This window comes from Phytohabitans sp. LZ39, from assembly GCF_059359075.1.
Genome location: NZ_JCADBM010000002.1, coordinates 255,355 through 279,828, shown reverse-complemented (window position 1 = coordinate 279,828; position 24,474 = coordinate 255,355). Strand labels below are relative to the sequence as shown.

The window sequence follows — 24,474 nt, the reverse complement described above, 5'->3', positions numbered from 1 at the left end:
GGCCGGCCTTCCCGATAGCCTGGCACCTGCGGTGCGCGCGAGCGAAGCGAGCACCAACCAAGGCGGCCCCGGTAGGGAGCACACGATGATTCGACTGGCCGGAGTTTCCCAGACGTTCCAGGCGCGATCGGGCGCCGTGGAGGCCCTGCGAAACATCAACCTGACCGTCAGCGAGGGCGAGTTCATCGCCATCATCGGCCGCTCCGGCTGCGGAAAGTCCACTTTGCTCCGGCTGATCGCCGGGCTCATCGCGCCGAGCGCCGGCGAGGTGTCGGTCGGCGACACGCGGGTCACCAAGCCGCGCAAGGACATCGCGATGATGTTCCAAAAGCCGGCGCTGCTGCCGTGGCGCTCGGTCCTCGACAACGTGCTGCTGCCGATCGAGATGTTCGGCTGGAAGCGCGCCGAGCACCGCAGGCGGGCCGAGGAGCTGCTCGACATGGTCGGCTTGGCCGGCTTCCACCGCAAGCAGCCGCACGAGCTCTCCGGCGGCATGCAGCAGCGCGTGGCGCTGTGCCGGGCGCTGATCCAGCGGCCCAAGGTGATGCTGATGGACGAGCCGTTCTCCGCGTTGGACGCGCTCACCCGCGAAGAGCTCTCGACGGAGCTCCAGCGGGTCCACATGGACCTCGGCGCCACCACCGTCTTCGTCACGCACTCCATCAACGAGGCCGTGCTGCTCGCCGACCGGGTCGTGGTGCTGAGCCCGCGCCCGGGTCGGCTCCGGCGGGTCGTCGAGGTCAAGATCCCCCGGCCCCGCTCGCTCGGTCACAACGCCTACCTGGACGAAGTCGCCCGGTGCAGCGCCGAGCTGCACGAGCTGCTGCTCGCGCCGGATGGCCCGCCCGCCGCGCCGACCGCCCACCCGGTGCAGCCCCAGTCGCAGCGCACTCGCCAGCGGGTCTGATTTCTTAAGGGACCTTCAGCGGGTTCTGGGAAGTGCGTCAAGCCACGACCGGCCGGGTAGCGAGGCGGGTCACGGAGCCGTAACGTGCCTGCCATGGCCATCCGTACGTGGAGCAGGGTGCTCCTCGCCGCGCTCGGCGTCGCCATGCTCGCCGCCGCCAGCCAGCTCGGTGTGGCCTTCGGCCTCGGCGTCGTCCGGCTCAGCCGCACCTTCCCGGTCGACCAGGAAAACCAGTGGACCGCGCAGATGGCGTGGGTGGCCTGGTTCGCCATGGTGGCCGCGGTGGCCGGCGCGATCGCGGCCGACCGGATGGCGCGGCGCCGCGGATACGAGGGCGGCACCGGCTCACGGATCGCCTACGCCCTGTGCGGCGGCATCGGCGCGGCCGTGCTGGTGCCGCTGTGCATGCAGCCCGCCCGCTTCGCCATCGTGCGCGCCACCGACCCGGTACTGGTCATCGGCCTCTCCGCGACGCTCGGGGCGGTGGCCGGGGTGTTCGTCGCGATCGCCGCGCTGAGCTACAAGCCTCTTTTGTGGAACGTCGCGGCCGTCACGGGCGCCACCTGGGCGCTCGCGCTGATCTCGGTGATCCCCTCGCTCGGCCCCGACGACCCGCTGCCCAACCTGCGCCTGGGCGTGCTCGACCTGGCCTCGTTCAGCACGGGCGCCGCGCAGAGCTCGGCGGTGGTGACGATGCCGCTGCTAGCGCTGGCTCTCGGCGCCGCCACCGCGGGGCTGGGCCGCTGGCTCGGCCGCCCGCCGGTGACGATCGCGGCCTCCGGCATCATCGGGCCGGCGATGCTGTGCCTGGCCTACCTGGTGGCCGGCCCCGGCAGCGACACCGACAAGTTCCAGGCCGCGCCTTACTGGGGCGCGCTGGTCGCGGTCGGCGCCGGCACGCTGGGCTCGGTCCTGGCCACGGTCGCCCGGCGCCCCACCTTCGGCACGGCCACGCCCGCCGAGGAGGCACCGGCGGCCACGCCCGAGGAGCAGCGCCCGGCCCGCGACACCACCATCGAGCCGGTCTTCCGCGAGCCACCGACCGGCGAGTGGACCGTCCCGATGCCCCGGCACGGCGAGAAGGCGTCCACATCGGCCTCGGCGGCCGACGAGACCACCGCTTCCCTGCCGACGGTCGACACGTCCGCCGGCCGAGGCGGCGGGTTCTTCGACGAGCCGACCTCCGCCCGCGAGCCGGCGCGCGGCCGCTTCGACGAGCCGACGGCCGACCTCTCGCCGCAGTCGCCCCCGCCACCCGCCGCACGCCCGGCCCCGCCGCCGCCGGTGGTGCCACCACCGCCCCCGCTGGTGCCGCCGCCCCCTCCGCAGGCGGCGCCGCCGAAGACACCCACCGCTCGCCCGCCGCGCCGCTCTCCGGCCGGTCGTGACCCGGGCGCCGCCGGAGCCGCCACCGCCTTCTCGGCCGGCCGCCGGGCGGCCGAGTACTCCACCGGCGAGATCCCGATCTACTCCGGGCCGGAAGACGAGCCCGCGGGCGGCCGGGCCGACGATGCCGGCGACGAGCCGCGCGGCCGCAAGGCCCGCAGGCGCGCCAAGGAGACGCCACCCGCCGCTGAGGAAGCGGTCCCACGCCAGCGCCGGGGCCTCTTCGGCCGCCGTCGCTCCGCGCCCGAGCCCACGGAGCCGACCGCCGCGCTGGACGTACCGGTCCAGCGCGGCGGCCAGGACCGGCCTGAGCCACCCCTGAAGCCACGCGACGAGGAGTATGTCGACTGGGTCAGCGGCCTCTCCGGCCGTGACACCGACCCTCGCGACCCGGCCCGCTGACGACCGTTACGGCTTGCGGGCCACCACCACGCCGTTGGCGCCGGGAGCGTCGAAGTGGACCACGTGCGCGTCCACGAAGCCGGCGCCGCTGAGCCAGTCCGCGTACTCGGTCTCCGAGTAGTTACGGCCGCCGACGGTCTCGACCAGCATGTTCATGCCCATCAGCGCGGCCGAGGCCGGGCCGGTGCGGTCGGCGTTGAGCAGCAGCTCGGAGATCACCACCGCGCCGCCGGCGGGCAGGGCGGCGAAGCATTTGGCGAGCAGCTCGCGGTTTGTCGGCTCGTCCCAGTCATGCAGGATCATGCTGAGCAGCATCACGTCGTACCCGGACGGCAGCCCCTCGTCGTGCAGGAAGTTGCCCGCCACCGTGTCGATCCGGTCGGCGAGCCCGGCCGCCGCTGCCTTCTCCGCCGCGATGGGCACGACGTGCGGCAGGTCGAAGACCGTGGCCCGCAACGACGGGTACCGGCGGCAGAGTTCGATCGGGTACGCGCCGGACCCGCCGCCGACGTCGAGCAGCCGCGAGTGCGCGCCGAAGTCGTACGCCTCGCCGAGCGCGCGGGCGGTGAAGATGGACGTCGAGTACATCGCCTCCCAGAAGAGCGCGAGCAGCTGCGGGTCCTCGGTCTCGAACATCGACTCCTGCGTGTCCGGGTCCCAGGTCAGCGGGCGGTCGGTGCGCAGCGCGTCGCCGACCCGGTGCCAGGCCAGGTAGGTGCGCCGGTCGCAGTAGCGCACCTGCCCGCCGAAGTAGTACTGCTTGCCGGCCACCAGGAACTCCTCGGCCAGCGCGGAGTTGCGGTAGCCGTCGCCGTCGCGCTAAGAGAAGGTCCGCGGGGCGTTCGGCGAGGCCCAGTTCGGCCACGGCCTTCTCGACGGTGATGCTCTTGCCGCCGGCAAGCCGGGTGAAGAGATCCAGCTCGACGGCGGCGGCAAGCGTCTTGAAGCTCCAGAAACCGGACACGAGGCCCATGAGTGGCGTTGGCGTCAGCATTCGGGCATGCTACAAAGCTCAACTAACGCCAGTCACGCCTACGGATGTGAATTCTTGAAAGTCTCAGGTCAGCGGCAGGTACACCCGCCCGCCGGCCTCGACGAACTCCTCGGACTTCTCCTTCATGCCCTTCTCGGCGTACGCCTTGAGCTCCTGGGTGATCTTCATGGAGCAGAACTTGGGGCCGCACATCGAGCAGAAGTGCGCGGTCTTGGCGGGCTGGGCGGGCAGCGTCTGGTCGTGGTACGCCCGCGCGGTCTCCGGGTCGAGCGCCAGGTTGAACTGGTCCTCCCAGCGAAACTCGAAGCGCGCCTTGGAGAGCGCGTCGTCCCAGGCCTGCGCACCCGGGTGGCCCTTGGCGAGGTCGGCCGCGTGCGCCGCGATCTTGTACGCGATCACGCCCGCCTTCACGTCGTCGCGGTCCGGCAGGCCCAGGTGCTCCTTGGGCGTCACGTAGCACAGCATCGCGGTGCCGTACATGCCGATCATCGCGGCGCCGATCGCCGAGGTGATGTGGTCGTACGCGGGCGCGATGTCCGTGGTCAGCGGCCCGAGCGTGTAGAACGGCGCCTCGTGGCACACCTCCTGCTGGAGGTCGACGTTTTCCTTGATCTTGTGCATCGGCACGTGGCCGGGCCCCTCGATCATGACCTGCACGTCATGCTGCCAGGCGACCTTCGTCAGCTCGCCCAGCGTCCGCAGCTCGCTGAACTGGGCCTCGTCGTTGGCGTCCGCGATCGAGCCGGGCCGCAGCCCGTCGCCCAGCGAGAACGTCACGTCGTAGCGCGCCAGGATCTCGCACAGCTCGGCGAAGTTCGTGTACAGGAAGTTCTCCTCGTGGTGCGCGAGGCACCAGGCCGCCATGATCGAGCCGCCGCGGGAGACGATGCCGGTGACCCGCTCGACGGCCAGCGGCACGTACCGCATGAGCACGCCCGCGTGCACGGTCATGTAGTCGACGCCCTGCTCGCACTGCTCGACCACCGTGTCGCGGAAGACCTCCCAGGAGAGCTTCACCGGGTCGCCGCCGACCTTCTCCAGGGCCTGGTAGATCGGGACGGTGCCGATCGGCACGGCCGCGTTGCGAATGATCGCCTCGCGGGTCTCGTGGATCCGCTTGCCGGTGGACAGGTCCATCACCGTGTCCGCGCCCCACCGGGTCGCCCAGGTCAGCTTCTCCACCTCCTCCGCGACCGACGAGGTGACCGCGGACGTGCCGATGTTGGCGTTGACCTTCACCAGGAAGCGCCGCCCGATGATCATCGGCTCGGACTCGGGGTGGTTGACGTTGGCCGGCAGCACCGCCCGGCCGGCCGCGATCTCGTCGCGCACGAGCTCGGCCGGCACGCCCTCGCGGATCGCCACGAACTCCATCTCCGGCGTGACCGTGCCGGCGCGCGCGTAGGCCAGCTGGGTCGGCCGTGCGCCCGCCAGCGGGGTACCGCCGCCCCGCACCGGGGCCACGTCTCCGCGCTCCGCGATCCACGGTCCCCGCAACGGCGGCAGCCCGACGGCGGGATCCGAACCCGGGCCCGAGGTGTCGTACAGCCTGACGGGCGGCTCGCCACCGGTCAGGTCCACCTCCGCGAACGGCACCCGGACATCCGGCCGGGACCCCTCGACGTACACCTTCCGACGTGCTGACATCGAGCCTCCTTAGATCGCTTTCCAATCGAGGTGGTCGAGCGGACCCGTGCCGCCGCCCAGCTTCCAGTCGCGGGCGCCCGACAGCGCCCGCGCGACGTACTGCTTCGCGAACGCCAGCGCGTCGAGCACCGAGTCGCCCAGCGCCAGCCGCGCGGCGACCGCCGCGGAGAACGTGCAGCCGGTGCCGTGCGTATTGCGGGTGACGATGCGCGGGTAGCGCAGGAAGCGAGTGCCCGCGTCCGTCCACACCGCGTCGACCGCCTCGTCGCCAGCCACCATGTCGCCGCCGGTGACCACGACGAACTTGGGCCCGCCGGCGGCGAGCTGCCCGGCCGCGCCCGCCATGTCGGCCGGTGTGGTGACCGGCCAGCCGACCAGCGCGGACGCCTCCTCGCGGTTGGGCGTGGCGACCAGCGCGTACGGCAGCAGCCGCTCGATCGCGCCGACCACGCCCAGCCGGCGACCGCTGGACGAGGCGAGCACCGGGTCGACGACGAGGTTGGGCAGCAGCCCCGCGCGCGCCTTGGCCAGCACGGCCGCGCCGACCTCGGCGGTGGCGAGCATGCCGGTCTTGGCCGCGGCCGCGGGCAGGTCGTCGAGGAGGGAGTTGAGCTGGGTGCTCACGACGTTGCCCGGCATGGGGTAGACGTCCTGCACGCCCCGCGTGTTCTGGGCGGTCACCGCGGTGACGACCGACGTGCCGTACACCCGCAGCGCCGCGAAGACCTTGAGGTCGGCCTGGATGCCAGCACCGCCGCCCGAGTCTGAGCCGGCGATGGTGAGCGCGATCGGAGGTGTCATGACCACACCCCACCCCGGCCGGCTGGGGTTTTGACGGACAGCGTCGCACCGCGAAGGTCATGAACCACCGCCGCGGGGTCGTCCGCTCGCATGACCGCGCCCATCACGGCCACTCCGGCGGCGCCGGCGGCCAGGCAGCCGGCCGCGTTGGCGGGCGTGACGCCGCCGAGCGCGAGCACCGGAACGGGCGAGCGGGCGACCAGCCGGGCCAGGCCGTCGAGCCCGAGCGGCGGACCGTATCCGGGCTTGGACGGCGTCGGGAAGACCGGCGACACCATCGCGTAGTGCTCGCGCGTCAGCCGCGCCAGCTCACCCTCGTCGTGGCACGAGCGCCCGACGAGCGCGAGGTCGGGCGGCGGGTACGGGCCGGCCGCGGCGAGGTGCACCGCGCTGCCGCCGAGCGGGTCCGGCCCGGCCACGATCAGCTGACCGTCGACCTGCGCGAGCACCGCGCGCAGGGCCTCCGCCAGCGCCACGCGCTCGTCGCGGGGGAGATCCTTTTCCCGCAGTACCACCTGGCGCAGCCCGCCGTCGACCGCCGCCTCGACCACCTCGACGAGGGGGCGCCGCGCCTGCCTGCGGTCGGTGAGCAGCACTATCAAAGGTGCGGCCTGCCCTCGTCCGGTGTGGACGCGAGCGCGTGGAAGCGCCGCGGGATCCGCCCCGCCTCGGCGGCGAGCCGTCCGGCCTGGATCGCGTGGCGGATCGCCGCGGCCATGCGCACCGGGTCGGCCGCCCGGGTGATCGCGCTGGCCACCATCACCGCGTCGCAGCCGAGCTCCATGGCGAGGGCGGCGTCCGAGGCGGTGCCGATGCCCGCGTCGAGGATCACCGGCAGGTCCACCGACTGGCGGATCAGCTGGATGTGGTGCGGGTTGGAGACCCCGAGCCCGGAGCCGATCGGCGAGCCCGCCGGCATCACGCCCGCGCACCCCGCGTCGACGAGGCGGCGGGCCAGGATGGGGTCGTCGGTGGTGTACGGCAGGACCTGGAACCCGTCCGTCACCAGCTCTTCGGCTGCCCGCAGCAGCTCCACCCCGTCGGGCAGCAGAGTCCGCTCGTCGCCGATCACCTCGAGCTTCACCCACGGCGTCTCGAACGCCTCGCGGGCCAGGTGGGCGACCTTCACCGCTTCGCGGGCCGTGTAGCAGCCGGCGGTGTTGGGCAGCACGCGAACGCCGCAGCGGTCGAGCATGTCCAGCAGGCCGCCGTTCATGGTGGCGGCGGTGTCGACCCGGCGCAGCGAGACGGTGACGAGCTCGGTGCCGCTCTCCTTGACCGCCCGCTCCAGGATGTCCAAATTGGACGCCCCGCCGGTGCCGAGGATCAGCCTCGACCGCAGCTCCACGCCAGCAATCTGCACGGCTAACCCCCCTGCGCCGCGGTCAGCACCTCGACCTGGTCACCGTCGCGCAGCGCCGTGCCCGGCCAGCCGGCGCGCGGCACCACCTCGCCGTTGACCGCGACCGCCACCCCGCGCGCGACCGACGTCACGACCCGTACGACGTCGGCGACGGTCGCGCCGTCGGGCACGGCCTGCGGGTTGCCGTTGACGACCACCTTCATGCGAACCTCCCAGGTGCGAACGGCCCCAAAATCGGATCCGGCACCCCGGTCTCCACCAGGTCGGCGACCAGGTCGGCGGTGAGCGGGGTGAGCACGATGCCATGGCGGTGGTGGCCGGTCGCCACGATCACGCCGTCGCCGAGCGGGCCGATCAGCGGCGCGTTGTCGGGCGTGCCGGGGCGGTGGCCGGCGATCGCCTCGGCCAGCTCGTACTCGTAGATCTCCGGCACCAGGTCGGCGGCGGCGCGCAGCAGCTCCACCACCCCGCCGGCGGTGACGTGCGCGTCAGCGCGCTCCTCGACGGTGGCCCCGACGACCACCTCGCCGTCCAGTCGCGGTACGAGATAGATGTGCCTACCGTCCGCGTACCCGCGAATGACGTGGGAGAAGCCCGGCGGTTGGTGGCCGGGCGCGCGGAGGCGGAGGATCTGGCCCTTGACCGGACGGACCGGAAGGCCGGTGAGCGCGGCCGAGCCGGTGCCGGCGGCGACGACGGTGACCCGCGCGGGCCCGGGCTCGCGGACGGTGGTCACGCCCGCGGCGGCCGCGGCCCGGCGCAGCGCCGGCACCAGCCGGCGCGGGTCGACCTGGTGATCGCCGGGCGCGTGCGCGCCGCCACGCACCCGCGGCGACAGGAGCGGCTCGCGGTCGCGCAGCTCCGTGGGGCGCAGCGGCGTGATCGGGAGTCCAAGACCCGCCTGGTACTCGCGCAGCCGCTCCGCCTCGGCCATGTCGTCTCCGGTCAGCGCGACGACGAGCGTGCCCTCGGCGCGGTAGCCGATCTCCTCGGTGCCCAGCTCGGCCGCGAACGCGGGCCACCGCTTCGCGGACTCGACGAGGAGGGCGGTGAGTGCGGCCTCGCCGAAGTACGCCTCGGCGACCGGCCCGAGCATGCCGGCCGACGCGTGCCACGCGCCCGGCCGCCCGTCGTCGACCACCTGCACCGCCATGCCACGCGCCGCGCACCGCCAGGCGATCGCCAGCCCGATGGGGCCGGCACCGACGACGGTGACGTCGTTCATTTCAGGGCGTCCCAGAGCGCCCTGGCGGCCTCGGCCGGATCCGGGGCCCGGGACAGCGCGCCGATCACGGCAACTCCGTGCGCGCCCGCCGCCCGCAGCTCGGGTATCCGCTCGGCCGTCACCCCCGCGATCGCGATCACGGGCACGTCCACCGCGCTGGCCACGGCGGCGACCCCGTCGACCCCGATCGGCGGGGGGAGGCCGTCTTTCGTGGTGGTCGCGTAGGCCGGCCCGACGCCCAGGTAGCTGGCCCCGGCGTCGACGGCCGCCTTGGCGGTCGCCGGCTCGCGCGCGGTCGCGCCGAGGATCGCCCGCGGCCCGAGCACCCGCCGCGCCGCCGCGACCGGCAGGTCGAGCGCGCCCACGTGCCCGCCGTCGGCACCCACCGCCAGGGCGATGTGCAGGCGGTCGTTGACCAGGCAGGTCGCCCCGGCTTCGGCACAGAGCGCCCTTACCCGCGCGGCCAGCTCGTAAGCGTCGCGGTCGGTCGCGTCGTCTTCCACCCGCACCTGCACGGCGAGCTGGTCGCCGGCGGTCTCGAGGGCGGCGGCCACCACAGCGAGCGGCTCACGCCCGGGGCGGGTGTCGGTGATGAGGTGAAGCCGGGGAAACGGCCGCATGCAGCACTCCTCCCTGCGCCGGCATTACCCGGATCAGGTTCGACGGTCGAGGGCTGCATGCCCTCCTCTCAGCCCGGTGCACCGGGCTCCCGTGGGTCACTCCTTCGGCGAGAGTACGACGCCGTTAACGCCGCCGTAAAGAGGACGGCGAGTGAGACGCGCGTTACGCCATGATGCCTGGGTGCCCCGCCGCGCCCGCGTACCGAGGTCGATGGGCTTCGTGCCGTTCAGGGCCAGCACCGCGATCGCCGAGGGCCGCCTCACCCGCGCGATGCTGCGCGGACCGGCGTGGCGACGGCTTCTCCCGGACGTGTTCGTCAGTGCCGAAACGCCGCTCGACCATCGCCTGTGGTGTGACGCGGTAGCCCTGCTGCTGCCCGAGGGCGCGGCCATCGCTGGTTTGAGCGCCGCCTATCTGTGGGGCGTCAACCTGCTGCCGCCCGATGCGCCGGTGGAGGTGGCGATGCCACCGGATCAGCGGATACGCACCCATCCGCGGTGTTCCAGTCGTCAGCTGGCGGGCACTTCCACCGTGGTGCGGACGGTCGCTTGGTTGAGGTCGTCCAGGCGGATGGTCAGGGTCAGGTCCCACTTGCCGGGGTAGGGGAAGGTGATCGCGCCGATGCCCTGGTTGCCGCGGAGCGAGACCACGGCGTTGGGGATCGGCGGGATGCCTTTGTCCGGGAGGGCGGTCGTCACCTTCCACTCGGCGACCTCGACCGGCTTGCCCGCGGGCGTGTAGACGAACGCGTGCAGCGTGTTGTTTTCACCGATCTGCACGGGAAAGATCTCGAACTGCACCGAGTAGATCGGGCTGTTGAGCGTCGTGGAAAAGCCGACGGCCTCGGCGGCGGCCTGTGCCTCGATGTCGGCCGAGCGGCCCGGCGTGGTCTGCACGAGCATCGAGCTCGCCGCCAGCACGACCGCCGCCAGCCCCAACTCGGCCGCGACAAGGCGGCCCAGGCGGGCCGGCGAGCGGCGCATCACCAGCCGGCGGGAGAAGAACGCGACCGACAGCACCGCGCCCAGCAGGCCGGCCTTGAGCAGGATGAGCTGGCCGTAGCGGGTGTCGAAGAGCGCGCCCAGCCCGCCGATCTCGATGACCGCCTGCACGACGCCGCCGAGTACGAGCCAGCACACCGCGACGGCCGCCCAGCGTGACCAGACGGGCAGGATCACGCCGAGCACGCGCTGGTCGGCCCAGCCCTTGCGCAGCACGAAGCCGACCAGCGTGACGAGGCCGCCCAGCCACACCGCCATGCTGGCCAGGTGCACGGTGTCCGCGACCGCCGACACGGGTGGCAGCGGGGATGCCGCCGCGTGCCCTGCGAGCGGCCAGGTGAGCAGCCCGAGCGCGCCGAGCAGTGCCAGCGGAAACGGTGACCGCCGCACCCTGGCCGGGGCTTGCGTCGCGCTCTGCACGGGCGGACCGCCGGCGCCGACGAGCGTGCGGGCGCGCACCGTCACCGGGAACGGCGCGCGCACCGGCGAGTGGACACGCAGCAGCGCCACCACCGCGACGAGCACGGCAAGCCGCACCGCGGTCCAGAGGCCGAACGAGCTCAGCGCCACGTCGCGCAGCTCGCCCAGCGACACGTCGAACGGGCCGGCGCCCGAGGTGTACGGCGCCTGGAGCCAGAACGTGCCCACCGTGCTCACGCCCACGAGCCCCAGCCCGGCCAGCACGAGCCGCATGGGGCGGCGGGTGGGGGTGCGGCGCGGCCACAGCACCGCCAGGAAGAGCAGCGGCCCGACGGCGAGCGTGAGCCCGACGTAGCCGGCGTACTTGGTGATCGCCAGCAGCACGCCCACCGACGGGTCGTCCTCCAGCGCGGACGGCGCGGTCTGCGAAGGTGCGCCGACGGAGAACATGAAGCCGCCCGAGAGCGGGTGCCCGTCGGCGGAGATGATGCGGTAGCTGACCAGGTAGGTGCCGAGCGGGCGGTCGGCGACCCGCACGTCCAGCGTGAGTGTGCCGCCCGACGCGACCGGGTCGCCGGTGTTGATCCGCTTGCCGTCCGGTGCGATGACCTGCGTCCGGCCGGGGATCACGCCGACCGGCTCGTTGAACGTGAGCGTGACCTTGGTCGGTGACGAGCCGATCACCGAGCCCTGCTCGGGCGTGGTCGACACGAGGGCGGCGTGCGCGCTGGCCGGGGCGGCCGGCACGAGAAGGGCCAGGCACAGCCCAGCCAGCAGCGCCGCCGCCCAGCGTCTCATGCAGTGTGGTTCGGATTTGGCCGCCGGATGGTTCAATCCCAGACCGGCTCGGGCGTCTCCTTGACCTCACCGTCGTCACCGAAGACCACAAACCGGTCGAACGACCGCGTGAACCACCTGTCGTGCGTCACCGCCACCACCGTGCCCGCGAAGGCGGCGAGCCCTTCTTCGAGGGCCTCCGCCGAAGCCAGGTCGAGGTTGTCCGTGGGCTCGTCGAGCAGCAGCAGCGTCGCTCCCGACAGCTCCAGCAGCAGTACCAGGAAGCGTGCCTGCTGCCCGCCGGAGAGCGTGCCGAACCGCTGGTCGCCCTGCCCGGCCAGGTCGTACCGGTTGAGCGCCTTCATGGCCGCGTGGCGGTCCATCCCGTCGCGGTGGTCGTCGCCGCGCCACAGGATCTCGACGGGCGTCTTCTCCTGAAGCTCCGGACGGTCGTGCGTCTGCGAGAAGTGTCCCGGCCGCACCCGCGCGCCGAGCCGAGCGGTGCCCGAGTGGTCGACGGCGGCGTGCAGCGCACCGTCCACCGAGGACGGCTTGCCGTCGGAGCCGCCACGCGCCAGGAGCCGCAGGAAGTGTGACTTGCCGGTGCCGTTGGCGCCGAGCACGGCGACCCGGTCGCCGTACCAGATCTCCAGGTCGAAGGGGTAGGTGAGGCCGTCGAGCTCCAGCTGCTCGCACATCACGGCGCGCTTGCCGGTGCGCCCGCCGCTGAGCCGGATGCGGATGTCCTGGTCGCGCGGTGGCAGCGGCGGCGGCCCGGCCTCCTCGAACTTGCGCAGCCGGGTCTGCGCGGCCTGGTAGCGCGAGGCCATGCCGTCGTTGTACGCGGCCTTCTGCTTGTACATCAGCATCAGCTCGCGCAGCTTCTGGTGCTCCTCGTCCCAGCGCCGGCGCTGCTCCTCCAGCCGGTCGTGCCGGGCCGCCCGCGCCTCGTGCCAGGAGGCGAAGCTGCCCGGGTGCACCCACGCGCTGCCGCCCTCGACCGCGACGACCCGGTCGGCGGTGTTGGCCAGCAGCTCGCGGTCGTGCGACACGTACAGCACCGACTTGGCCGACTCGCGCAGCCGCTCCTCCAGCCACCGCTTGCCGGGCACGTCGAGGAAGTTGTCGGGCTCGTCGAGCAGCAGCACCTCGTCGGTGCCGCGCAGCAGCAGCTCCAGGGCGAAGCGCTTTTGCTGCCCGCCGGAGAGCGTGCGCACCGGGCGGTCGCGGACCTCGTCCCAGGGCTTGTCGAGCACCAGGGTGGCCACAGTGTCGAAGAGCACCTCGGCGTCGTACCCACCGGCCTCACCCCAGGCGGCCAGGGCGTTCGCGTACGCGATCTGCTTGCGCTCGGTGGGGTCGGCGTGGACCGCGGCCTCGGCGGCGGCCAGCCGCTCGCCCGCGGCACGCAGCGGCGGCGGGGCGAGCGAGAGAGCGAGGTCATGCAGGGCGGTCTGGTCGCCGATCATGCCGATGAACTGCCGCATCACGCCGAGCCCGCCGGCCCGCGCGACCGCGCCACTGGTAACGGGCAGGTCGCCGGCCACCATCCGCAGGAGCGTGGTCTTGCCGGCGCCGTTGGGGCCGACCAGCGCCACCTTCGCGCCCTCACCGACCCGAAACGAGACGTCGTGAAACAGCTCCCGGCCGTCCGGGAGTGTGTGCCCGACTCCGGCGACGTCTACGTAACCCACGCGGGCATCTTCCCTGATCGGTGGCCCGCCGGTCACCCGACTTTCAGGACGCGGTATCCCTTCTGGCTGGCGTGCCGGGCGACCCGGTGGCCGCGCTCTTCCAGCCACTTCTGGAGCGAGTCGCCGCCCAGGTGTCGGGCGACCACGAGCCACGCCACGCCGTCCGGCGCCCGGCGGGGCAGCCACCGGTCGAGCATCGCGTGCAGCTCGGGCTTGCCGATCCGGATGGGTGGGTTGGACCAGATCTCCGCGAACCGGACGTCCTCCGGCACCTCGTCGGGCGCGGCGACCCGCAGGTTGGCGGCGCCGAGCCGGGTCGCGTTTTCGGCGGCGAGCGCGCGGGCCCGTTCGTTGACGTCGACGGCGTACACGGTGGCGCTGGGCGCGGACGTCGCGAGCACGCAGGCGATGGGGCCGTAGCCGCAGCCGAGGTCGAGGAGCGGACCGGTGGCGCCTGCGCCGGGCAGCGCGGCCTTTCGCAGCAGGACGGCCGTGCCCGGGTCGAGGCGGTCGGCGGAGAACACACCGCCGGCGGCGACCAGCGCATACTCCCGGCCGCCGGCGGTGAACTCGACGTCGCGGCGGCGCACGCCCACGCTGGGTTGCGCGCTGAAGTAGTGCTCTTCGGTCACGCCGAGCATTCTCACACGTGGGTTTGCGTGTCCTGAAAGTTCCCTCTTCCGGGGATGTGTCCTGCTATTGCCATATCTGGCGAAACATGTTCTATTAACCTGTCCGGCATGGTTCACGGGCATCGGGGTGGATTCGCCGGTCGACACGCGCACACCGGCCCCCGCCACGCCCGTCCCAGCTCGATCTCGGAGCTGCTCGCCCGCCCGCAAAAGCACACGTGGCAGGCGTTCACCACCGCGCTCACGGTCTTCGCGATGCTCGGGGTGTGCGGGCTGAGCTCGTTCTTCATCGTGGCCGACGAGCGGCAGGGCCGGGACGCCCAGGCGTCCGGGGCGGCGCCGCCGGTCACCGTGTTTCGCGACATCAGCTCCCGGGCGGCCGACCCGGCACCGCTCACGCCCGCCGAGGTCTTCCCCGGCGGTGAGGTGGTGGTCGACCCGGCGCGGCCGTCGTACCGGGTGCTCAAGACCCGCGTGGAACGCCGCTGCGCCGCGGCCGCGAGCGGCGAGATCGGCGAGTTGCTCACCGACCTGGGGTGCGATCAGGTGGTACGCGGGACGCTGCGCGCGCCCGCCGGCGGATACCTGGTGACCGCCGGCATCTTCAACCTGGACGACGTCGAGGGCGCCAACTGGGCGCGCCTGAAAATCAAGTCGATGGTCGACGGCGGCCGCGGCCGCTTCCAGGGCATGGTGGCCGGCCGGGGCACCGAGGCGATCGCGCTCTCGTCGGCCCACGTCGGGTGGCACGTCCGCGGCCACTACCTGGTCTACTGCGTGGCCGCACGGGTCGACGGCCGGCCGATCCCGGCGGGCGACGCCCAGGCCGGGCAGATCCTCGCCGACATGCTGGAGCTGTACCTGCGCGGGACGGTGCTGGAAAGGCGGGCCGTCCAGTCAGCCTCGTAGCCGCCGGGTCAGCTCGGCGCGGCTAGCGTACTCCTCCGGATCTTCCGGATAGCCCACGGCGACGAGGGTCAGCCCGTGCGCCGGCGCGACGGTCACCTCGCTGGAACGCTCGCGGCGGCTGAGCAGGCCGGCCGGCCAGTCGGCGGGGCGGCGGCCGTCTCCGGCGACGAGCATCGCCCCGACCAGGCTGCGCACCATCGCCTGGCAGAACGCGTCCGCCTGCACCGTCGCCACCACCGTGCCGTCCGGGTCGCGGCGCCAGTCGAGGCGGGTGATCGCGCGGATCGTGGTGGCGTGCTCCTTGTGCTTGCAGTACGCCGCGAAGTCGTGCTCGCCCAGGAAGCCCTTCGCGGCGGCGTTGAGCGTGTCCACGTCGAGCGGGCGGGGCCAGGCGAGGGTGTCGTGGCGGCGCAGCGGCTCAGCGCCGTACGGCGCGTCGGTGACCCGGTACTCGTACCGCCGGAAGGTCGCCGAGAAGCGGGCGTCGAAGTCGGCCGGCACCTGGCGGGCCGCCCGCACCCGCGCGTCGGGCGGCATCAGCGCGGCCAGCCGCCGCACCAGCGTCGACGCCAGCCGGGTCCACTCCTCGTCGGGCAGGTCGACGTGGCACACCTGTCCCGTCGCGTGTACGCCCGCGTCGGTGCGCCCCGCGACCGTGAGGCCGGTGGCCGCCTGCGGGCCGAGCAGCCGCTCCAACGCCTCGGTGAGGACCCCGGCCACGGTGCGGCGCTCCGGCTGGGCGGCCCAGCCGGAGAAGCTCGTGCCGTCGTACGACACGTCCAGCCGTACCCGGGTCATCCGTCCTCCTACGCATCAGGGCGTCCCTCACCTGGTGAGGGACGCCCTGATCAACGTGCTTTCGCGGTCAGTCCTTGACCTCGTCCTTGGCGCCCGGCGCGTCCGCGTCGGAGGCCTCGGCCGTGGTGTCGGTCTCCTCGTCCACCTTGGACGACGGGACCTGCTCGTCGTCGTCCGGTGCGAGCGCCTCGACCTTGTCCCGCTGTGCCGTGGCCTTGCGGGCGGTCTTCTTCGCGGCCTTGGCGGCCTTGGCCGGCGGCTCGGCGACCACCAGCTCCTCGACCAGCTCGATGATCGCCATCGGCGCGTTGTCACCCTTGCGCGGACCGGTCTTCACGATCCGGGTGTAACCGCCGGGGCGGTTGGCGTACCGCGGGGCGATGCTGTCGAACAGCTCGAAGACCACGTCCTTGTCCTTGACCACGGTCAGCACGCGGCGCCGCGAGTGCAGGTCACCGCGCTTGGCCTTGGTGATCAGCTGCTCGGCGAGCGGCCGCAGCCGCCGCGCCTTGGTCTCGGTGGTGGTGATCTTCTTGTGCCGGAACAGCGAGGTGGCCAGGTTGGCCAGCATCAGCCGCTCGTGGGCGGGGCTGCCGCCGAGGCGGGCGCCCTTCGTGGGCGTGGGCATCGTCAGGTGCTCCTCGTTGTGGCGGCAGCCGGTTACAGCTGCTCGGTCTCGCGGTAGTCGTCGGAGTCGTAGTCAACCTCGCCGAAGGAGTCCACGACGTGCGCCGGGTCGAAGTTGGGAGCCGAGTCCTTCAGCCCCAGACCCATCCCGGCGAGCTTCATCTTGACCTCGTCGATGGACTTCTGACCGAAGTTCCTTATATCGAGAAGGTCTGCCTCCGTGCGGCCGATCAGCTCGCCGACGGTGTTGATGCCCTCGCGCTTGAGGCAGTTGTACGACCGGACGGTCAGGTCGAGCTCCTCGATCGGCAGCGCCAGGTCGGCAGCGAGCTGCGCGTCCTGCGGCGACGGGCCGATGTCGATGCCCTCGGCGGTCTCGTCCAGCTCGCGGGCCAGGCCGAACAGCTCGACCAGGGTGGAGCCGGCGGAGGCCAGCGCGGTGCGCGGGCCGATCGAGGCCTTGGTCTCGACGTCGATGATCAGCCGGTCGAAGTCGGTGCGCTGCTCGACACGGGTCGCCTCGACGCGGTAGGTCACCTTGAGCACCGGCGAGTAGATCGAGTCGACCGGGATACGGCCGATCTCGGCACCGGCCTGCTTGTTTTGCGCGGCGGTGACGTAGCCGCGACCCCGCTCGACGGTCAGCTCCATGTCGAGCCGGCCCTTGCCGTTGAGGGTGGCGAGCTTGAGGTCGGCGTTGTGCACGGACACGCCGGCCGGGGGCTGGATGTCACCGGCGGTGACGTCGCCCGGGCCCTGCTTGCGCAGGTACATGCTGACCGGCTCGTCATGCTCGGAGCTGACGCACAGCTCCTTGACGTTCATGACCAGCTCGACCACGTCTTCCTTGACACCGGGGATCGTGGTGAACTCGTGCAGCACGCCGTCGACCTTGATCGACGTCACGGCCGCGCCCGGGATGGACGACAGCAGCGTGCGGCGCAGGGAGTTGCCGAGCGTGTAGCCGAAGCCGGGCTCGAGCGGCTCGATGGTGAACCGCGAACGGGTCTCGCTGATCGACTCCTCGGAGAGAGTCGGCCGCTGAGTGATGAGCACTTGCGTTTTCTCCTTGTGTCGGGGCGCCCGCTATTTGACGCCGCCCACTGGGCGGCCGGCGCGCCACGAGGACGCGCCGGCCACGAGCTCTTACTTGGAGTAGAGCTCGACGATCAGCTGCTCCTGGACCTGGGTGTCGATGACCTGCCGGGCCGGGAGGGTGTGCACGAGGATCTTCATCTGGCTGGGGATCGCCTCCAGCCAGGCCGGCACCGTCTTCGAGCCGGCCTCGGCCTGCGCGACGATGAACGGCGTCATCTCCTTGGACTTCGGACGCACGTCGATGATGTCGTGCTCCTTGACCCGGTAGGAGGGGATGTCGACCTTCTTGCCGTTGACCAGGAAGTGGCCGTGCTTGACGAGCTGGCGGGCCATGTCGCGGGACTTGGCGTAGCCGGCCCGGTAGACCACGTTGTCGAGCCGCGACTCCAGGATCTGGAGCAGCACCTCACCGGTCTTGCCCGGCTTGTGCACGGCCTCGTCGTAGTAGCCACGGAACTGCTTCTCCAGCACGCCGTAGACGCGGCGGGCCTTCTGCTTTTCGCGGAGCTGGAGCAGGTACTCCCCCTCCTTGGTGCGGCCGCGGCCGTGCTGCCCGGGCGGGAACGGCCGGGACTCGAACGGGCACTTCGGACCGTCGCACTTGCTGCCCTTGAGGAACAGCTTCATCTTCTCCCGCCGGCAACGGCGGCAGTCAGCACCGGTGTAACGAGCCATCTCTCTTCGATCTCCCTCAGACCCGGCGACGCTTCGGCGGACGGCATCCGTTGTGCGGCTGCGGCGTGACGTCGGCGATCTGGCCGACCTCGAGGCCGACGGCCTGAAGCGAACGGATGGCGGTCTCCCGGCCGGAGCCCGGGCCCTTCACGAACACATCGACCTTGCGCATGCCGTGCTCCATGGCACGGCGGGCGGCCGCCTCGGCGGCCAGCTGCGCGGCGAACGGGGTCGACTTGCGGGAGCCCTTGAAGCCCACCTGACCGGCGGACGCCCAGGAGATCACCGCACCGGTCGGGTCCGTGATCGAGACGATGGTGTTGTTGAAGGTGCTCTTGATGTGCGCCTGCCCGTGGGCGACGTTCTTGCGTTCCTTGCGCCGGACCTTCTTGACGGCGGCCCCGGCGCGAGCCTTCGGTGGCATATGTGTGTGCGCTCCTAGTTACTTCTTGCCGGGCTTCTTCTTGCCGGCGACGGTCCGCTTCGGACCCTTGCGGGTGCGTGCGTTGGTGCGGGTCCGCTGCCCACGGACCGGAAGGCCGCGGCGGTGGCGGATGCCGGCGTAGCAGCCGATCTCGACCTTGCGGCGGATGTCTGCGGCAACCTCGCGGCGCAGGTCACCTTCGACCTTGAAATTGGCCTCGATGTAGTCACGGAGCTGAACGAGCTCTTCGTCCGTGAGGTCCTTGGCGCGCTTGTCGGGGCTGATGCCGGTCGCGGACAGCGCCTCGATGGCGCGGGTCCGACCGACCCCGAAGATGTAGGTGAGCGCGATCTCCATCCGCTTTTCGCGGGGGAGGTCGACGCCGACTAGACGAGCCATGTGCGGGCGTACTCCTCGTGGTGTGTTCGCGGAGGTCTGTGCCCGCCCCACCCCGCCTGCCCGGGCGGGCCCCGGCCTCCGACCGGGGGTCAGCCACGAATCGCGCCGATGATCGGCGATTTCCGCGGCTGGGACGAGCGTCTTCTGTTGGAGTGGCGTCAGCCTTGGCGCTGCTTGTGGCGCGGGTCACTGCAAATGACCATGACCCGGCCGTGCCGGCGGATGACCCGGCACTTGTTGCAGATCCTCTTGACGCTCGGCTTGACCTTCACGGTTGGCCTTTACCTCGATCGGCGACGGTCACTTGTAGCGGTAGACGATGCGCCCGCGGGTGAGGTCGTACGGCGAGAGCTCGACGACGACCCTGTCCTCGGGCAGGATGCGGATGTAGTGCTGCCGCATCTTGCCACTGATGTGGGCCAACACCTTGTGGCCGTTGGCGAGCTCCACCCGAAACATCGCATTCGGGAGTGGCTCGATGACCCGGCCCTCGATCTCGATGGCCCCGTCCTTCTTGGGCATGTCCTCCGCTGTCCTGACGTCGGGTTCTTCGGACAGGCTCGCACCGTCTTACACGAGTGAGGGATCACCCGCGCCAGCCGCGGCTCCGGGCTCCCACAGAAGCGCGTGGTGGGCATGCCGGAGTGGACGCTGCGCGCCAGCTAGTCAGTGTACGCCGGCTCATGTATTGACGGCAAACCGAGCGGTCAGCGCTCCCGGCGGCGCCGTCGCTCCTGCTTGCGGGCCTGTTTGTCGGCCCAGCGCTGCGGCTCGCCCCGGCTCAGCCCGCCGATGGTGGCGACCACGAGCACGGCGCCCCACGGACCGGCCACCCAGATCGGCCAGAAGTACACAAGCTCGGCGTTGGAGATGCTCACCAGGAGCCAGATCACGACGTTGATGCCGACGGCGGCCGCCCAGGTGCCCCAGAGCGCGGCGAGCCAGCGGGGCACGGTGCCGGGCGGTGCGGCGGGGACGGGCGTGGGCATCGCGGGAGCTGACGCTGGTGCGAGCTGCGAGCGGCTCACCGGCGCGACACCCGGCAGGTCGGTGAGGAGGCGGTCGAGATCGGCGTAGGTCTTCGCCCGGTAGGCCTCGACCACCCGCTCGTCGAACTCGTGGAGCTCCAGCCGCCCCTCGTTGAGCGCGGTGCGCAGCCGCTCCACGACAGCCTCCCGGTCGGAGTCGGCGGCGCGCATCCGGTCCCGCTGGTCCATGGATACGAGGATCGCACTCTCCACCACGTCGCGGCTACGCCGTCTCGGCGACCCCGAGACCCGAAACGGTCCCGGGCCGCCGGCCGCTACGCGGGGGCGGGCTCGCGGGCGGTCACGAGCTCGCCGAGGCGCTCGCGGCCGCCGTCTGGTGCCGTGAGCACCCACACGCCGTCGTCCAGCAGCGCCATCGAGTGCTCCACGTGGACGGCGACCGAGCCGTCGCGGGTCACCACGGTCCAGCCGTCGTCGAGCTCCTCCGTCTTGGGCGAGCCGATCGTGATCATCGGCTCGATCGCGAGCGCCAGGCCCGGCACCAGCCGTGGCCCGCGGCCCGGACGGCCGTGGTTGAGCACGTGCGGGTCCTGGTGCATCTCGGTGCCGATGCCGTGGCCGCCGTAGCCGTCGACGATGCCGTACCGCCCGCCGGACCGCCGGACCGCGACCTCGATGGCGAACGAGATGTCGGTGAGCCGTCCGCGCCCGGAGGCGGCGCCCCGCGCGGCGGCGGCGATGCCGGCCCACATCGCGTCTTCGGCGACCTCGGCCATGCGGATCAGCGCCGGGTCGACCTCGCCGACCGGCACGGTGATCGCCGCGTCGCCGTGCCACCCGTCGAGGACCGCGCCGCAGTCGATCGAGATCAGGTCGCCTTCGCGCAGCACCTGCTTGGGCGACGGGATGGCGTGCACGACCTGCTCGTTGACCGAGGAGCAGATCGACGCCGGGTATCCGTGGTAGCCCTTGAACGACGGCACCGCGCCCGCGTCTCGGATCACCGACTCGGCCAGCGCGTCGAGGTCCGCGGTGGAGACCCCGGGCGCGACCGCCTCCCGCATCCGGGCGAGCGCGGCGGCCACGACGAGGCCGGCCGCCCGCATCTTCTCGATCTGCGCGGGGGTCTTGAGTTGGATCAGTTGGTGGCGCGGCATCCTTCGAGGCTAACTGTCCATCCGGCAGCGGTCCGCCGGGGCCGCTCAGCCGCCGTAGGAGCGAAGCGCGTCGATCGCGCGGACGGTCACGTCTTCGACCGGGCCGGTGGCGTCGATGCCGACCAGCTTGTTTTGCGCGCCGTAGTAGTCGACCAGCGGTGCGGTCTTCTCCGCGTACTCCTCGAGACGCTTGGCGATCGTCTCGGCCTTGTCGTCGTCGCGCTGGAACAGCTGCCCGCCGCAGCGGTCGCAGACGCCCTCGCGGGAGGTCGGGTCGAACTCGACGTGCCAGATCTTGCCGCAGCCGCGGCAGGTGCGCCGGCCGGAGAGCCGCCGGATCACCTCGTCGTCGTCGACCACGAGCTCCATGACGAGGTCGAGCGCCGTGCCCAGGTCGGCCAGCAGCTTGTCGAGCGCGTTGGCCTGCGGCACCGTGCGCGGGAAGCCGTCGAGCAGGAAGCCGTCGGCCGCGTCGGGCTCGGCCAGCCGCTCGCGCACCATGTTGATGGTCACCTCGTCGGGCACGAGCTGACCCGCGTCCATGTACCGCCGGGCCTCCACTCCCAGGGGCGTGCCCTGGGAGACGTTGGCCCGGAAGATGTCCCCCGTCGAAATCTTGGGCACGGCCAGGTGGGCGGCGATGAACTCGGCCTGGGTCCCCTTACCCGCCCCTGGAGGACCGACCAGTACGAGGCGCATCTACCGCAGGAACCCTTCGTAGTTCCGCTGCATCAGCTGGCTCTCGATCTGCTTCACGGTCTCCAGGCCGACGCCGACCATGATGAGCACGGCGGTGCCACCGAACGGGAAGTTAACGTAAGCGCTGCTGTCCAGCCAGATGAAGAAGAAGTTCGGCAGGACCGAGATCAGGCCCAGGTACATGGCGCCGGGAAGGGTGATCCGGCTGAGGATGAAGTCCAGGTACTCGGCGGTGGGCTTGCCCGGGCGGATACCGGGGACGAAGCCGCCGTACTTCTTCATGTTCTCCGCGACCTCGGTCGGGTTGAACGTGATCGACACGTAGAAGTACGTGAAGAAGATGATCAGGAAGAAGTAGACGACGATGTACACCCAGTCGGCCGGGTTGGCCAGGTGGTTTTGCACCCACGCCTCGAACGAGTTGAGGTCGTTGGGGTCGCCGAACTGGAGCGCCAGCTGCGGCAGGTAGAGCAGCGACGAGGCGAAGATGACCGGGATGACACCCGCCTGGTTGACCTTGAGCGGGATGTACGTCGACGTCCCGCCGTACATACGGCGGCCGATCATGCGCTTGGCGTACTGCACCGGGATGCGGCGCTGTGCCTGCTCGATGAAGACGACCGCGGTGATGACCACCGCCACCAGCGCGATGACGAGGAAGAACTTGCCCCAGCCCTGGCTCTCCTTGATCTGCCAGCCCTCGGAGGGGAGCCGGGCGGCGATCGAAGTGAAGATCAGGACGGACATGCCGTTGCCGACGCCGCGGTCGGTGATCAGCTCGCCGAGCCACATCACCACGCCGGTGCCGGCGGTCATCGTGACCACGAGCGCGACCAGGGTGATCCACATGGGCAGCCCCGTGCCCTCGGGGATCAGCGGCCACTGGTCGCACTGGTTGTTGAACAGCTGTCCGGATCGGGCCAGCGCCACGAACGCCGACGCCTGGAGCACCGCCAGACCGAGGGTCAGGTAGCGGGTGTACTGCGTGATCTTCGCCTGGCCGGCCTGACCCTCCTTGCGCAGCTGCTCGAGCCGTGGGATGACCACGGTGAGCAGCTGGAGGATGATCGACGCCGTGATGTACGGCATGATGCCGAGGGCGAAGACGGACAGCGAGAGCAGCGCGCCGCCGGAGAAGAGGTTGAGCAGCGTGAAGACGCCGGGCGTGCCCTCTTCCATCGCCTCGATACACCGCTGGGCGTTGCCATACGACACGCCGGGGCTGGGCAGTGTCGCGCCCAGCCGGTAGATCGCCACGATAAATATCGTGAACAGCAGCTTCTTGCGCAGATCAGGCGTGCGGAACGCACTGAGAAACGCGGAGAGCAACGTCTTCCTCCTGCGCGAGGCGGCCGCCGGATCGTGGCGGACGGGTCGGGCGTCGGGCGGTCACCCGACATCCATACTGGCAACGGACTCTAACAGTACGGTGTGAGTTCGGGCAGATGCGCCCGGGGACATACACGCTTCACTATATTTACGGGGCGAACCGATTGTACAACTGGGACGAACCGGCAGATAGTAGACGTGGCGCCCGTCAGTCGCGAGAAGCAACTGGCGGGCGCCACGACACTGTCCTACAGCTCGGTGACCGTGCCACCGGCAGCCGTGATCTTCTCCTTGGCCGACGCGCTGAACGCGTGCGCCGACACCTGGAGCTTCACGCCGCCTAGATCGCCAGTGCCGAGCACCTTCACCAGCTGGCCCTTGCGGACCGCGCCGGCGTTGGCCAGCTCGATGGGACCGACCTCGCCCCCATTAGGGAAGAGCTCGGCCAGCCGCTCCAGGTTGACGACCTGGAAGACAACCTTGAACCGGTTTTTGAAGCCCTTGAGCTTCGGCAGGCGCATGTGGATGGGCATCTGCCCACCCTCGAACGCCGGCGAGATGTTCTTACGGGCCTTCGAGCCCTTGGTGCCACGACCGGCGGTCTTGCCCTTGGAGCCCTCACCGCGACCCACCCGGGTCTTCTCGGTCTTGGCGCCGGGAGCCGGCCGGAGGTGGTGGACCTTGATCGTCATTACTCGACCTCCTCGACCTTCACCAGGTGGTTGACGGCGAAGATCATGCCCCTGATCTCGGGACGGTCCTCCTTGACCACCACGTCGTTGATCCGCTTCAGCCCGAGCGAGCGCAGCGAGTCGCGCTGGTTGCTCTTCGCGCCGATCTCGGACCGGACCTGGGTGACCTTCAGGCGTGCCACTACGCGGTCACCCCCGCACGGGCCGCCAGCATGGCGGCGGGAGCGACGTCCTCGACCGGCAGACCGCGACGCGCCGCGACGGCCTCGGGAGCCTCGAGGCTCTTCAGGGCCGCGACGGTGGCGTGCACGATGTTGATCGGGTTGGAGGAGCCGAGGCTCTTGGAGAGCACGTCGTGGATGCCCGCGCACTCCAGCACCGCGCGCACCGGGCCGCCGGCGATGACGCCGGTACCGGCCGAGGCCGGCTTGAGCAGCACGACGCCCGCGGCGTCCTCACCCGTCACCGGGTGCGGGATGGTGGCGGCGATGCGCGGCACCTTGAAGAAGTGCTTCTTGGCCTCCTCGACGCCCTTGGCGATCGCCGCGGGCACCTCCTTGGCCTTGCCGTAGCCGACGCCGACGGTGCCGTCGCCATCGCCCACCACGACGAGCGCGGTGAAGCTGAAGCGACGGCCGCCCTTGACGACCTTGGCGACACGGTTGATCGTGACTACCCGCTCGAGGTGGGGGGTCTTCTCGACCGGCGCGTTGCCCTCGCCGCGGCCGCGACCGCGGCCTTCGCGACGGCCGCCACCTTCGCTGCCGCCGGACCCGCCGCCTCGGCGCTGCTGACCTGGCATTGGTGT

28 protein-coding genes, 1 pseudogene and 1 riboswitch are annotated in these 24,474 nt (G+C 71.5%); of the genes and pseudogenes, 3 read left to right on the top strand and 26 right to left on the bottom strand.

From position 1 onward, the window contains the following. Window positions 1-85 precede the first annotated feature (85 nt). On the top strand, window positions 86-907 hold the full coding sequence (locus AC5L36_RS04965; RefSeq protein ID WP_441214145.1) for an ABC transporter ATP-binding protein: 822 nt from the start codon (window positions 86-88) through the stop codon (window positions 905-907). Window positions 908-1,000: 93 nt separating this feature from the next. Next, the gene (locus AC5L36_RS04960) at window positions 1,001-2,695 is read left to right on the top strand and encodes a hypothetical protein (RefSeq protein WP_441214144.1); all 1,695 of its coding nucleotides are present in this window, start codon (window positions 1,001-1,003) and stop codon (window positions 2,693-2,695) included. Window positions 2,696-2,701: 6 nt separating this feature from the next. On the opposite strand, the pseudogene AC5L36_RS04955 reads toward AC5L36_RS04960, so the two are convergent. From AC5L36_RS04955 to AC5L36_RS04905, 11 genes and pseudogenes are all read right to left on the bottom strand, one after another. Beyond that, window positions 2,702-3,689 (bottom strand): annotated as a pseudogene (locus AC5L36_RS04955) (methyltransferase). Window positions 3,690-3,752: 63 nt separating this feature from the next. Continuing rightward, window positions 3,753-5,336: a phosphomethylpyrimidine synthase ThiC gene (thiC, locus tag AC5L36_RS04950; RefSeq protein WP_441214142.1), complete on the bottom strand. Its 1,584-nt coding sequence runs from the start codon at window positions 5,334-5,336 to the stop codon at window positions 3,753-3,755. Window positions 5,337-5,345: 9 nt separating this feature from the next. Beyond that, the gene (gene thiD, locus AC5L36_RS04945) at window positions 5,346-6,137 is read right to left on the bottom strand and encodes a bifunctional hydroxymethylpyrimidine kinase/phosphomethylpyrimidine kinase (RefSeq protein WP_441214141.1); all 792 of its coding nucleotides are present in this window, start codon (window positions 6,135-6,137) and stop codon (window positions 5,346-5,348) included. Further along, a complete protein-coding gene (locus AC5L36_RS04940; protein ID WP_441214480.1) occupies window positions 6,134-6,736 on the bottom strand; it encodes a thiamine phosphate synthase in 603 nt (200 codons plus the stop codon). Before AC5L36_RS04940 ends, thiD begins: the two co-directional genes overlap by 4 nt. Then, window positions 6,736-7,500: a thiazole synthase gene (locus tag AC5L36_RS04935; protein ID WP_441214140.1), complete on the bottom strand. Its 765-nt coding sequence runs from the start codon at window positions 7,498-7,500 to the stop codon at window positions 6,736-6,738. Before AC5L36_RS04935 ends, AC5L36_RS04940 begins: the two co-directional genes overlap by 1 nt. Window positions 7,501-7,502: 2 nt before the next feature. After that, window positions 7,503-7,703 carry a sulfur carrier protein ThiS gene (gene thiS, locus AC5L36_RS04930; RefSeq protein ID WP_441214139.1) on the bottom strand — a complete coding sequence of 67 codons (201 nt, stop codon included), beginning with the start codon at window positions 7,701-7,703 and terminating at the stop codon, window positions 7,503-7,505. Continuing rightward, window positions 7,700-8,725, bottom strand: coding sequence for a glycine oxidase ThiO (thiO, locus tag AC5L36_RS04925; protein ID WP_441214138.1), 1,026 nt, complete (start codon window positions 8,723-8,725; stop codon window positions 7,700-7,702). Before thiO ends, thiS begins: the two co-directional genes overlap by 4 nt. Continuing rightward, the gene (thiE, locus tag AC5L36_RS04920; protein ID WP_441214137.1) at window positions 8,722-9,345 is read right to left on the bottom strand and encodes a thiamine phosphate synthase; all 624 of its coding nucleotides are present in this window, start codon (window positions 9,343-9,345) and stop codon (window positions 8,722-8,724) included. The genes thiO and thiE overlap by 4 nt, the downstream gene beginning before the upstream one ends. Further along, a riboswitch (TPP riboswitch) is annotated at window positions 9,339-9,447 on the bottom strand. Its footprint overlaps the gene before it by 7 nt. Window positions 9,448-9,855: 408 nt before the next feature. Then, window positions 9,856-11,565, bottom strand: coding sequence for a copper resistance CopC/CopD family protein (locus AC5L36_RS04915; RefSeq protein ID WP_441214136.1), 1,710 nt, complete (start codon window positions 11,563-11,565; stop codon window positions 9,856-9,858). Between the two features lie 32 nt (window positions 11,566-11,597). Then, entirely contained in the window at window positions 11,598-13,238 is a 1,641-nt protein-coding gene (locus tag AC5L36_RS04910) for an ABC-F family ATP-binding cassette domain-containing protein (RefSeq protein WP_441214135.1), read from the bottom strand. Window positions 13,239-13,270: 32 nt separating this feature from the next. Next, the gene (locus tag AC5L36_RS04905; RefSeq protein WP_441214134.1) at window positions 13,271-13,870 is read right to left on the bottom strand and encodes a class I SAM-dependent methyltransferase; all 600 of its coding nucleotides are present in this window, start codon (window positions 13,868-13,870) and stop codon (window positions 13,271-13,273) included. A gap of 108 nt (window positions 13,871-13,978) precedes the next feature. Between AC5L36_RS04905 and AC5L36_RS04900 the strand changes: the two genes are divergently transcribed. Next, window positions 13,979-14,779, top strand: a complete 801-nt coding sequence (locus AC5L36_RS04900; RefSeq protein WP_441214133.1) for a hypothetical protein — start codon at window positions 13,979-13,981, stop codon at window positions 14,777-14,779. Here the strand turns inward: AC5L36_RS04900 and truA are convergent. The 15 genes from truA to rpsE form a co-directional block, all read right to left on the bottom strand. Then, the gene (truA, locus tag AC5L36_RS04895; RefSeq protein WP_441214132.1) at window positions 14,768-15,577 is read right to left on the bottom strand and encodes a tRNA pseudouridine(38-40) synthase TruA; all 810 of its coding nucleotides are present in this window, start codon (window positions 15,575-15,577) and stop codon (window positions 14,768-14,770) included. The genes AC5L36_RS04900 and truA overlap by 12 nt on opposite strands. 67 nt (window positions 15,578-15,644) lie before the next feature. Next, on the bottom strand, window positions 15,645-16,205 hold the full coding sequence (gene rplQ, locus AC5L36_RS04890; protein WP_441214131.1) for a 50S ribosomal protein L17: 561 nt from the start codon (window positions 16,203-16,205) through the stop codon (window positions 15,645-15,647). Between the two features lie 32 nt (window positions 16,206-16,237). Beyond that, window positions 16,238-17,260, bottom strand: coding sequence for a DNA-directed RNA polymerase subunit alpha (locus AC5L36_RS04885; protein ID WP_173056640.1), 1,023 nt, complete (start codon window positions 17,258-17,260; stop codon window positions 16,238-16,240). Window positions 17,261-17,350: 90 nt separating this feature from the next. After that, window positions 17,351-17,977, bottom strand: a complete 627-nt coding sequence (gene rpsD, locus AC5L36_RS04880) for a 30S ribosomal protein S4 (RefSeq protein ID WP_441214130.1) — start codon at window positions 17,975-17,977, stop codon at window positions 17,351-17,353. Between the two features lie 16 nt (window positions 17,978-17,993). Then, window positions 17,994-18,401 (bottom strand): 30S ribosomal protein S11, encoded by a 408-nt coding sequence (gene rpsK, locus AC5L36_RS04875; protein ID WP_030329919.1) that lies wholly within the window; start codon window positions 18,399-18,401, stop codon window positions 17,994-17,996. An 18-nt stretch (window positions 18,402-18,419) separates the two neighbouring features. Continuing rightward, window positions 18,420-18,800, bottom strand: a complete 381-nt coding sequence (gene rpsM, locus AC5L36_RS04870; protein ID WP_173056641.1) for a 30S ribosomal protein S13 — start codon at window positions 18,798-18,800, stop codon at window positions 18,420-18,422. A gap of 158 nt (window positions 18,801-18,958) precedes the next feature. Then, window positions 18,959-19,072 (bottom strand): 50S ribosomal protein L36, encoded by a 114-nt coding sequence (rpmJ, locus tag AC5L36_RS04865; RefSeq protein WP_043965539.1) that lies wholly within the window; start codon window positions 19,070-19,072, stop codon window positions 18,959-18,961. Between the two features lie 28 nt (window positions 19,073-19,100). Further along, a complete protein-coding gene (gene infA, locus AC5L36_RS04860) occupies window positions 19,101-19,322 on the bottom strand; it encodes a translation initiation factor IF-1 (protein ID WP_007073013.1) in 222 nt (73 codons plus the stop codon). 185 nt (window positions 19,323-19,507) lie between these two features. Then, window positions 19,508-20,017 (bottom strand): DUF1707 SHOCT-like domain-containing protein, encoded by a 510-nt coding sequence (locus tag AC5L36_RS04855; protein ID WP_441214129.1) that lies wholly within the window; start codon window positions 20,015-20,017, stop codon window positions 19,508-19,510. An 86-nt stretch (window positions 20,018-20,103) separates the two neighbouring features. Continuing rightward, entirely contained in the window at window positions 20,104-20,946 is an 843-nt protein-coding gene (gene map, locus AC5L36_RS04850) for a type I methionyl aminopeptidase (protein ID WP_441214128.1), read from the bottom strand. A 45-nt stretch (window positions 20,947-20,991) separates the two neighbouring features. After that, window positions 20,992-21,645 (bottom strand): adenylate kinase, encoded by a 654-nt coding sequence (locus AC5L36_RS04845; RefSeq protein WP_308710657.1) that lies wholly within the window; start codon window positions 21,643-21,645, stop codon window positions 20,992-20,994. After that, window positions 21,646-22,974 carry a preprotein translocase subunit SecY gene (secY, locus tag AC5L36_RS04840; RefSeq protein ID WP_441214127.1) on the bottom strand — a complete coding sequence of 443 codons (1,329 nt, stop codon included), beginning with the start codon at window positions 22,972-22,974 and terminating at the stop codon, window positions 21,646-21,648. A gap of 248 nt (window positions 22,975-23,222) precedes the next feature. After that, complete coding sequence (gene rplO / locus AC5L36_RS04835) at window positions 23,223-23,666, bottom strand: 50S ribosomal protein L15 (protein ID WP_441214126.1); 444 nt, start codon at window positions 23,664-23,666, stop codon at window positions 23,223-23,225. Beyond that, on the bottom strand, window positions 23,666-23,848 hold the full coding sequence (rpmD, locus tag AC5L36_RS04830) for a 50S ribosomal protein L30 (RefSeq protein ID WP_173158455.1): 183 nt from the start codon (window positions 23,846-23,848) through the stop codon (window positions 23,666-23,668). Before rpmD ends, rplO begins: the two co-directional genes overlap by 1 nt. Continuing rightward, a complete protein-coding gene (gene rpsE, locus AC5L36_RS04825) occupies window positions 23,848-24,468 on the bottom strand; it encodes a 30S ribosomal protein S5 (RefSeq protein ID WP_441214125.1) in 621 nt (206 codons plus the stop codon). Before rpsE ends, rpmD begins: the two co-directional genes overlap by 1 nt. Between the last annotated feature and the right edge of the window lie 6 nt (window positions 24,469-24,474).

Coding starts and splice junctions, on each gene's coding strand:
- thiC (WP_441214142.1), bottom strand. CDS start 5,336: ATGTCAGCACGTCGGAAGGTGTACGTCGAGGGGTCCCGGCCGGATGTC.
- map (WP_441214128.1), bottom strand. CDS start 20,946: ATGCCGCGCCACCAACTGATCCAACTCAAGACCCCCGCGCAGATCGAG.
- rplO (WP_441214126.1), bottom strand. CDS start 23,666: ATGACGATCAAGGTCCACCACCTCCGGCCGGCTCCCGGCGCCAAGACC.
- truA (WP_441214132.1), bottom strand. CDS start 15,577: ATGACCCGGGTACGGCTGGACGTGTCGTACGACGGCACGAGCTTCTCC.
- thiS (WP_441214139.1), bottom strand. CDS start 7,703: ATGAAGGTGGTCGTCAACGGCAACCCGCAGGCCGTGCCCGACGGCGCG.
- thiE (WP_441214137.1), bottom strand. CDS start 9,345: ATGCGGCCGTTTCCCCGGCTTCACCTCATCACCGACACCCGCCCCGGG.
- AC5L36_RS04845 (WP_308710657.1), bottom strand. CDS start 21,645: ATGCGCCTCGTACTGGTCGGTCCTCCAGGGGCGGGTAAGGGGACCCAG.
- AC5L36_RS04965 (WP_441214145.1), top strand. CDS start 86: ATGATTCGACTGGCCGGAGTTTCCCAGACGTTCCAGGCGCGATCGGGC.
- infA (WP_007073013.1), bottom strand. CDS start 19,322: ATGCCCAAGAAGGACGGGGCCATCGAGATCGAGGGCCGGGTCATCGAG.
- thiD (WP_441214141.1), bottom strand. CDS start 6,137: ATGACACCTCCGATCGCGCTCACCATCGCCGGCTCAGACTCGGGCGGC.
- AC5L36_RS04855 (WP_441214129.1), bottom strand. CDS start 20,017: ATGGACCAGCGGGACCGGATGCGCGCCGCCGACTCCGACCGGGAGGCT.
- AC5L36_RS04900 (WP_441214133.1), top strand. CDS start 13,979: ATGGTTCACGGGCATCGGGGTGGATTCGCCGGTCGACACGCGCACACC.
- rpsD (WP_441214130.1), bottom strand. CDS start 17,977: ATGGCTCGTTACACCGGTGCTGACTGCCGCCGTTGCCGGCGGGAGAAG.
- rpsM (WP_173056641.1), bottom strand. CDS start 18,800: ATGGCTCGTCTAGTCGGCGTCGACCTCCCCCGCGAAAAGCGGATGGAG.
- AC5L36_RS04960 (WP_441214144.1), top strand. CDS start 1,001: ATGGCCATCCGTACGTGGAGCAGGGTGCTCCTCGCCGCGCTCGGCGTC.
- rpsK (WP_030329919.1), bottom strand. CDS start 18,401: ATGCCACCGAAGGCTCGCGCCGGGGCCGCCGTCAAGAAGGTCCGGCGC.
- thiO (WP_441214138.1), bottom strand. CDS start 8,725: ATGAACGACGTCACCGTCGTCGGTGCCGGCCCCATCGGGCTGGCGATC.
- rpsE (WP_441214125.1), bottom strand. CDS start 24,468: ATGCCAGGTCAGCAGCGCCGAGGCGGCGGGTCCGGCGGCAGCGAAGGT.
- AC5L36_RS04915 (WP_441214136.1), bottom strand. CDS start 11,565: ATGAGACGCTGGGCGGCGGCGCTGCTGGCTGGGCTGTGCCTGGCCCTT.
- rplQ (WP_441214131.1), bottom strand. CDS start 16,205: ATGCCCACGCCCACGAAGGGCGCCCGCCTCGGCGGCAGCCCCGCCCAC.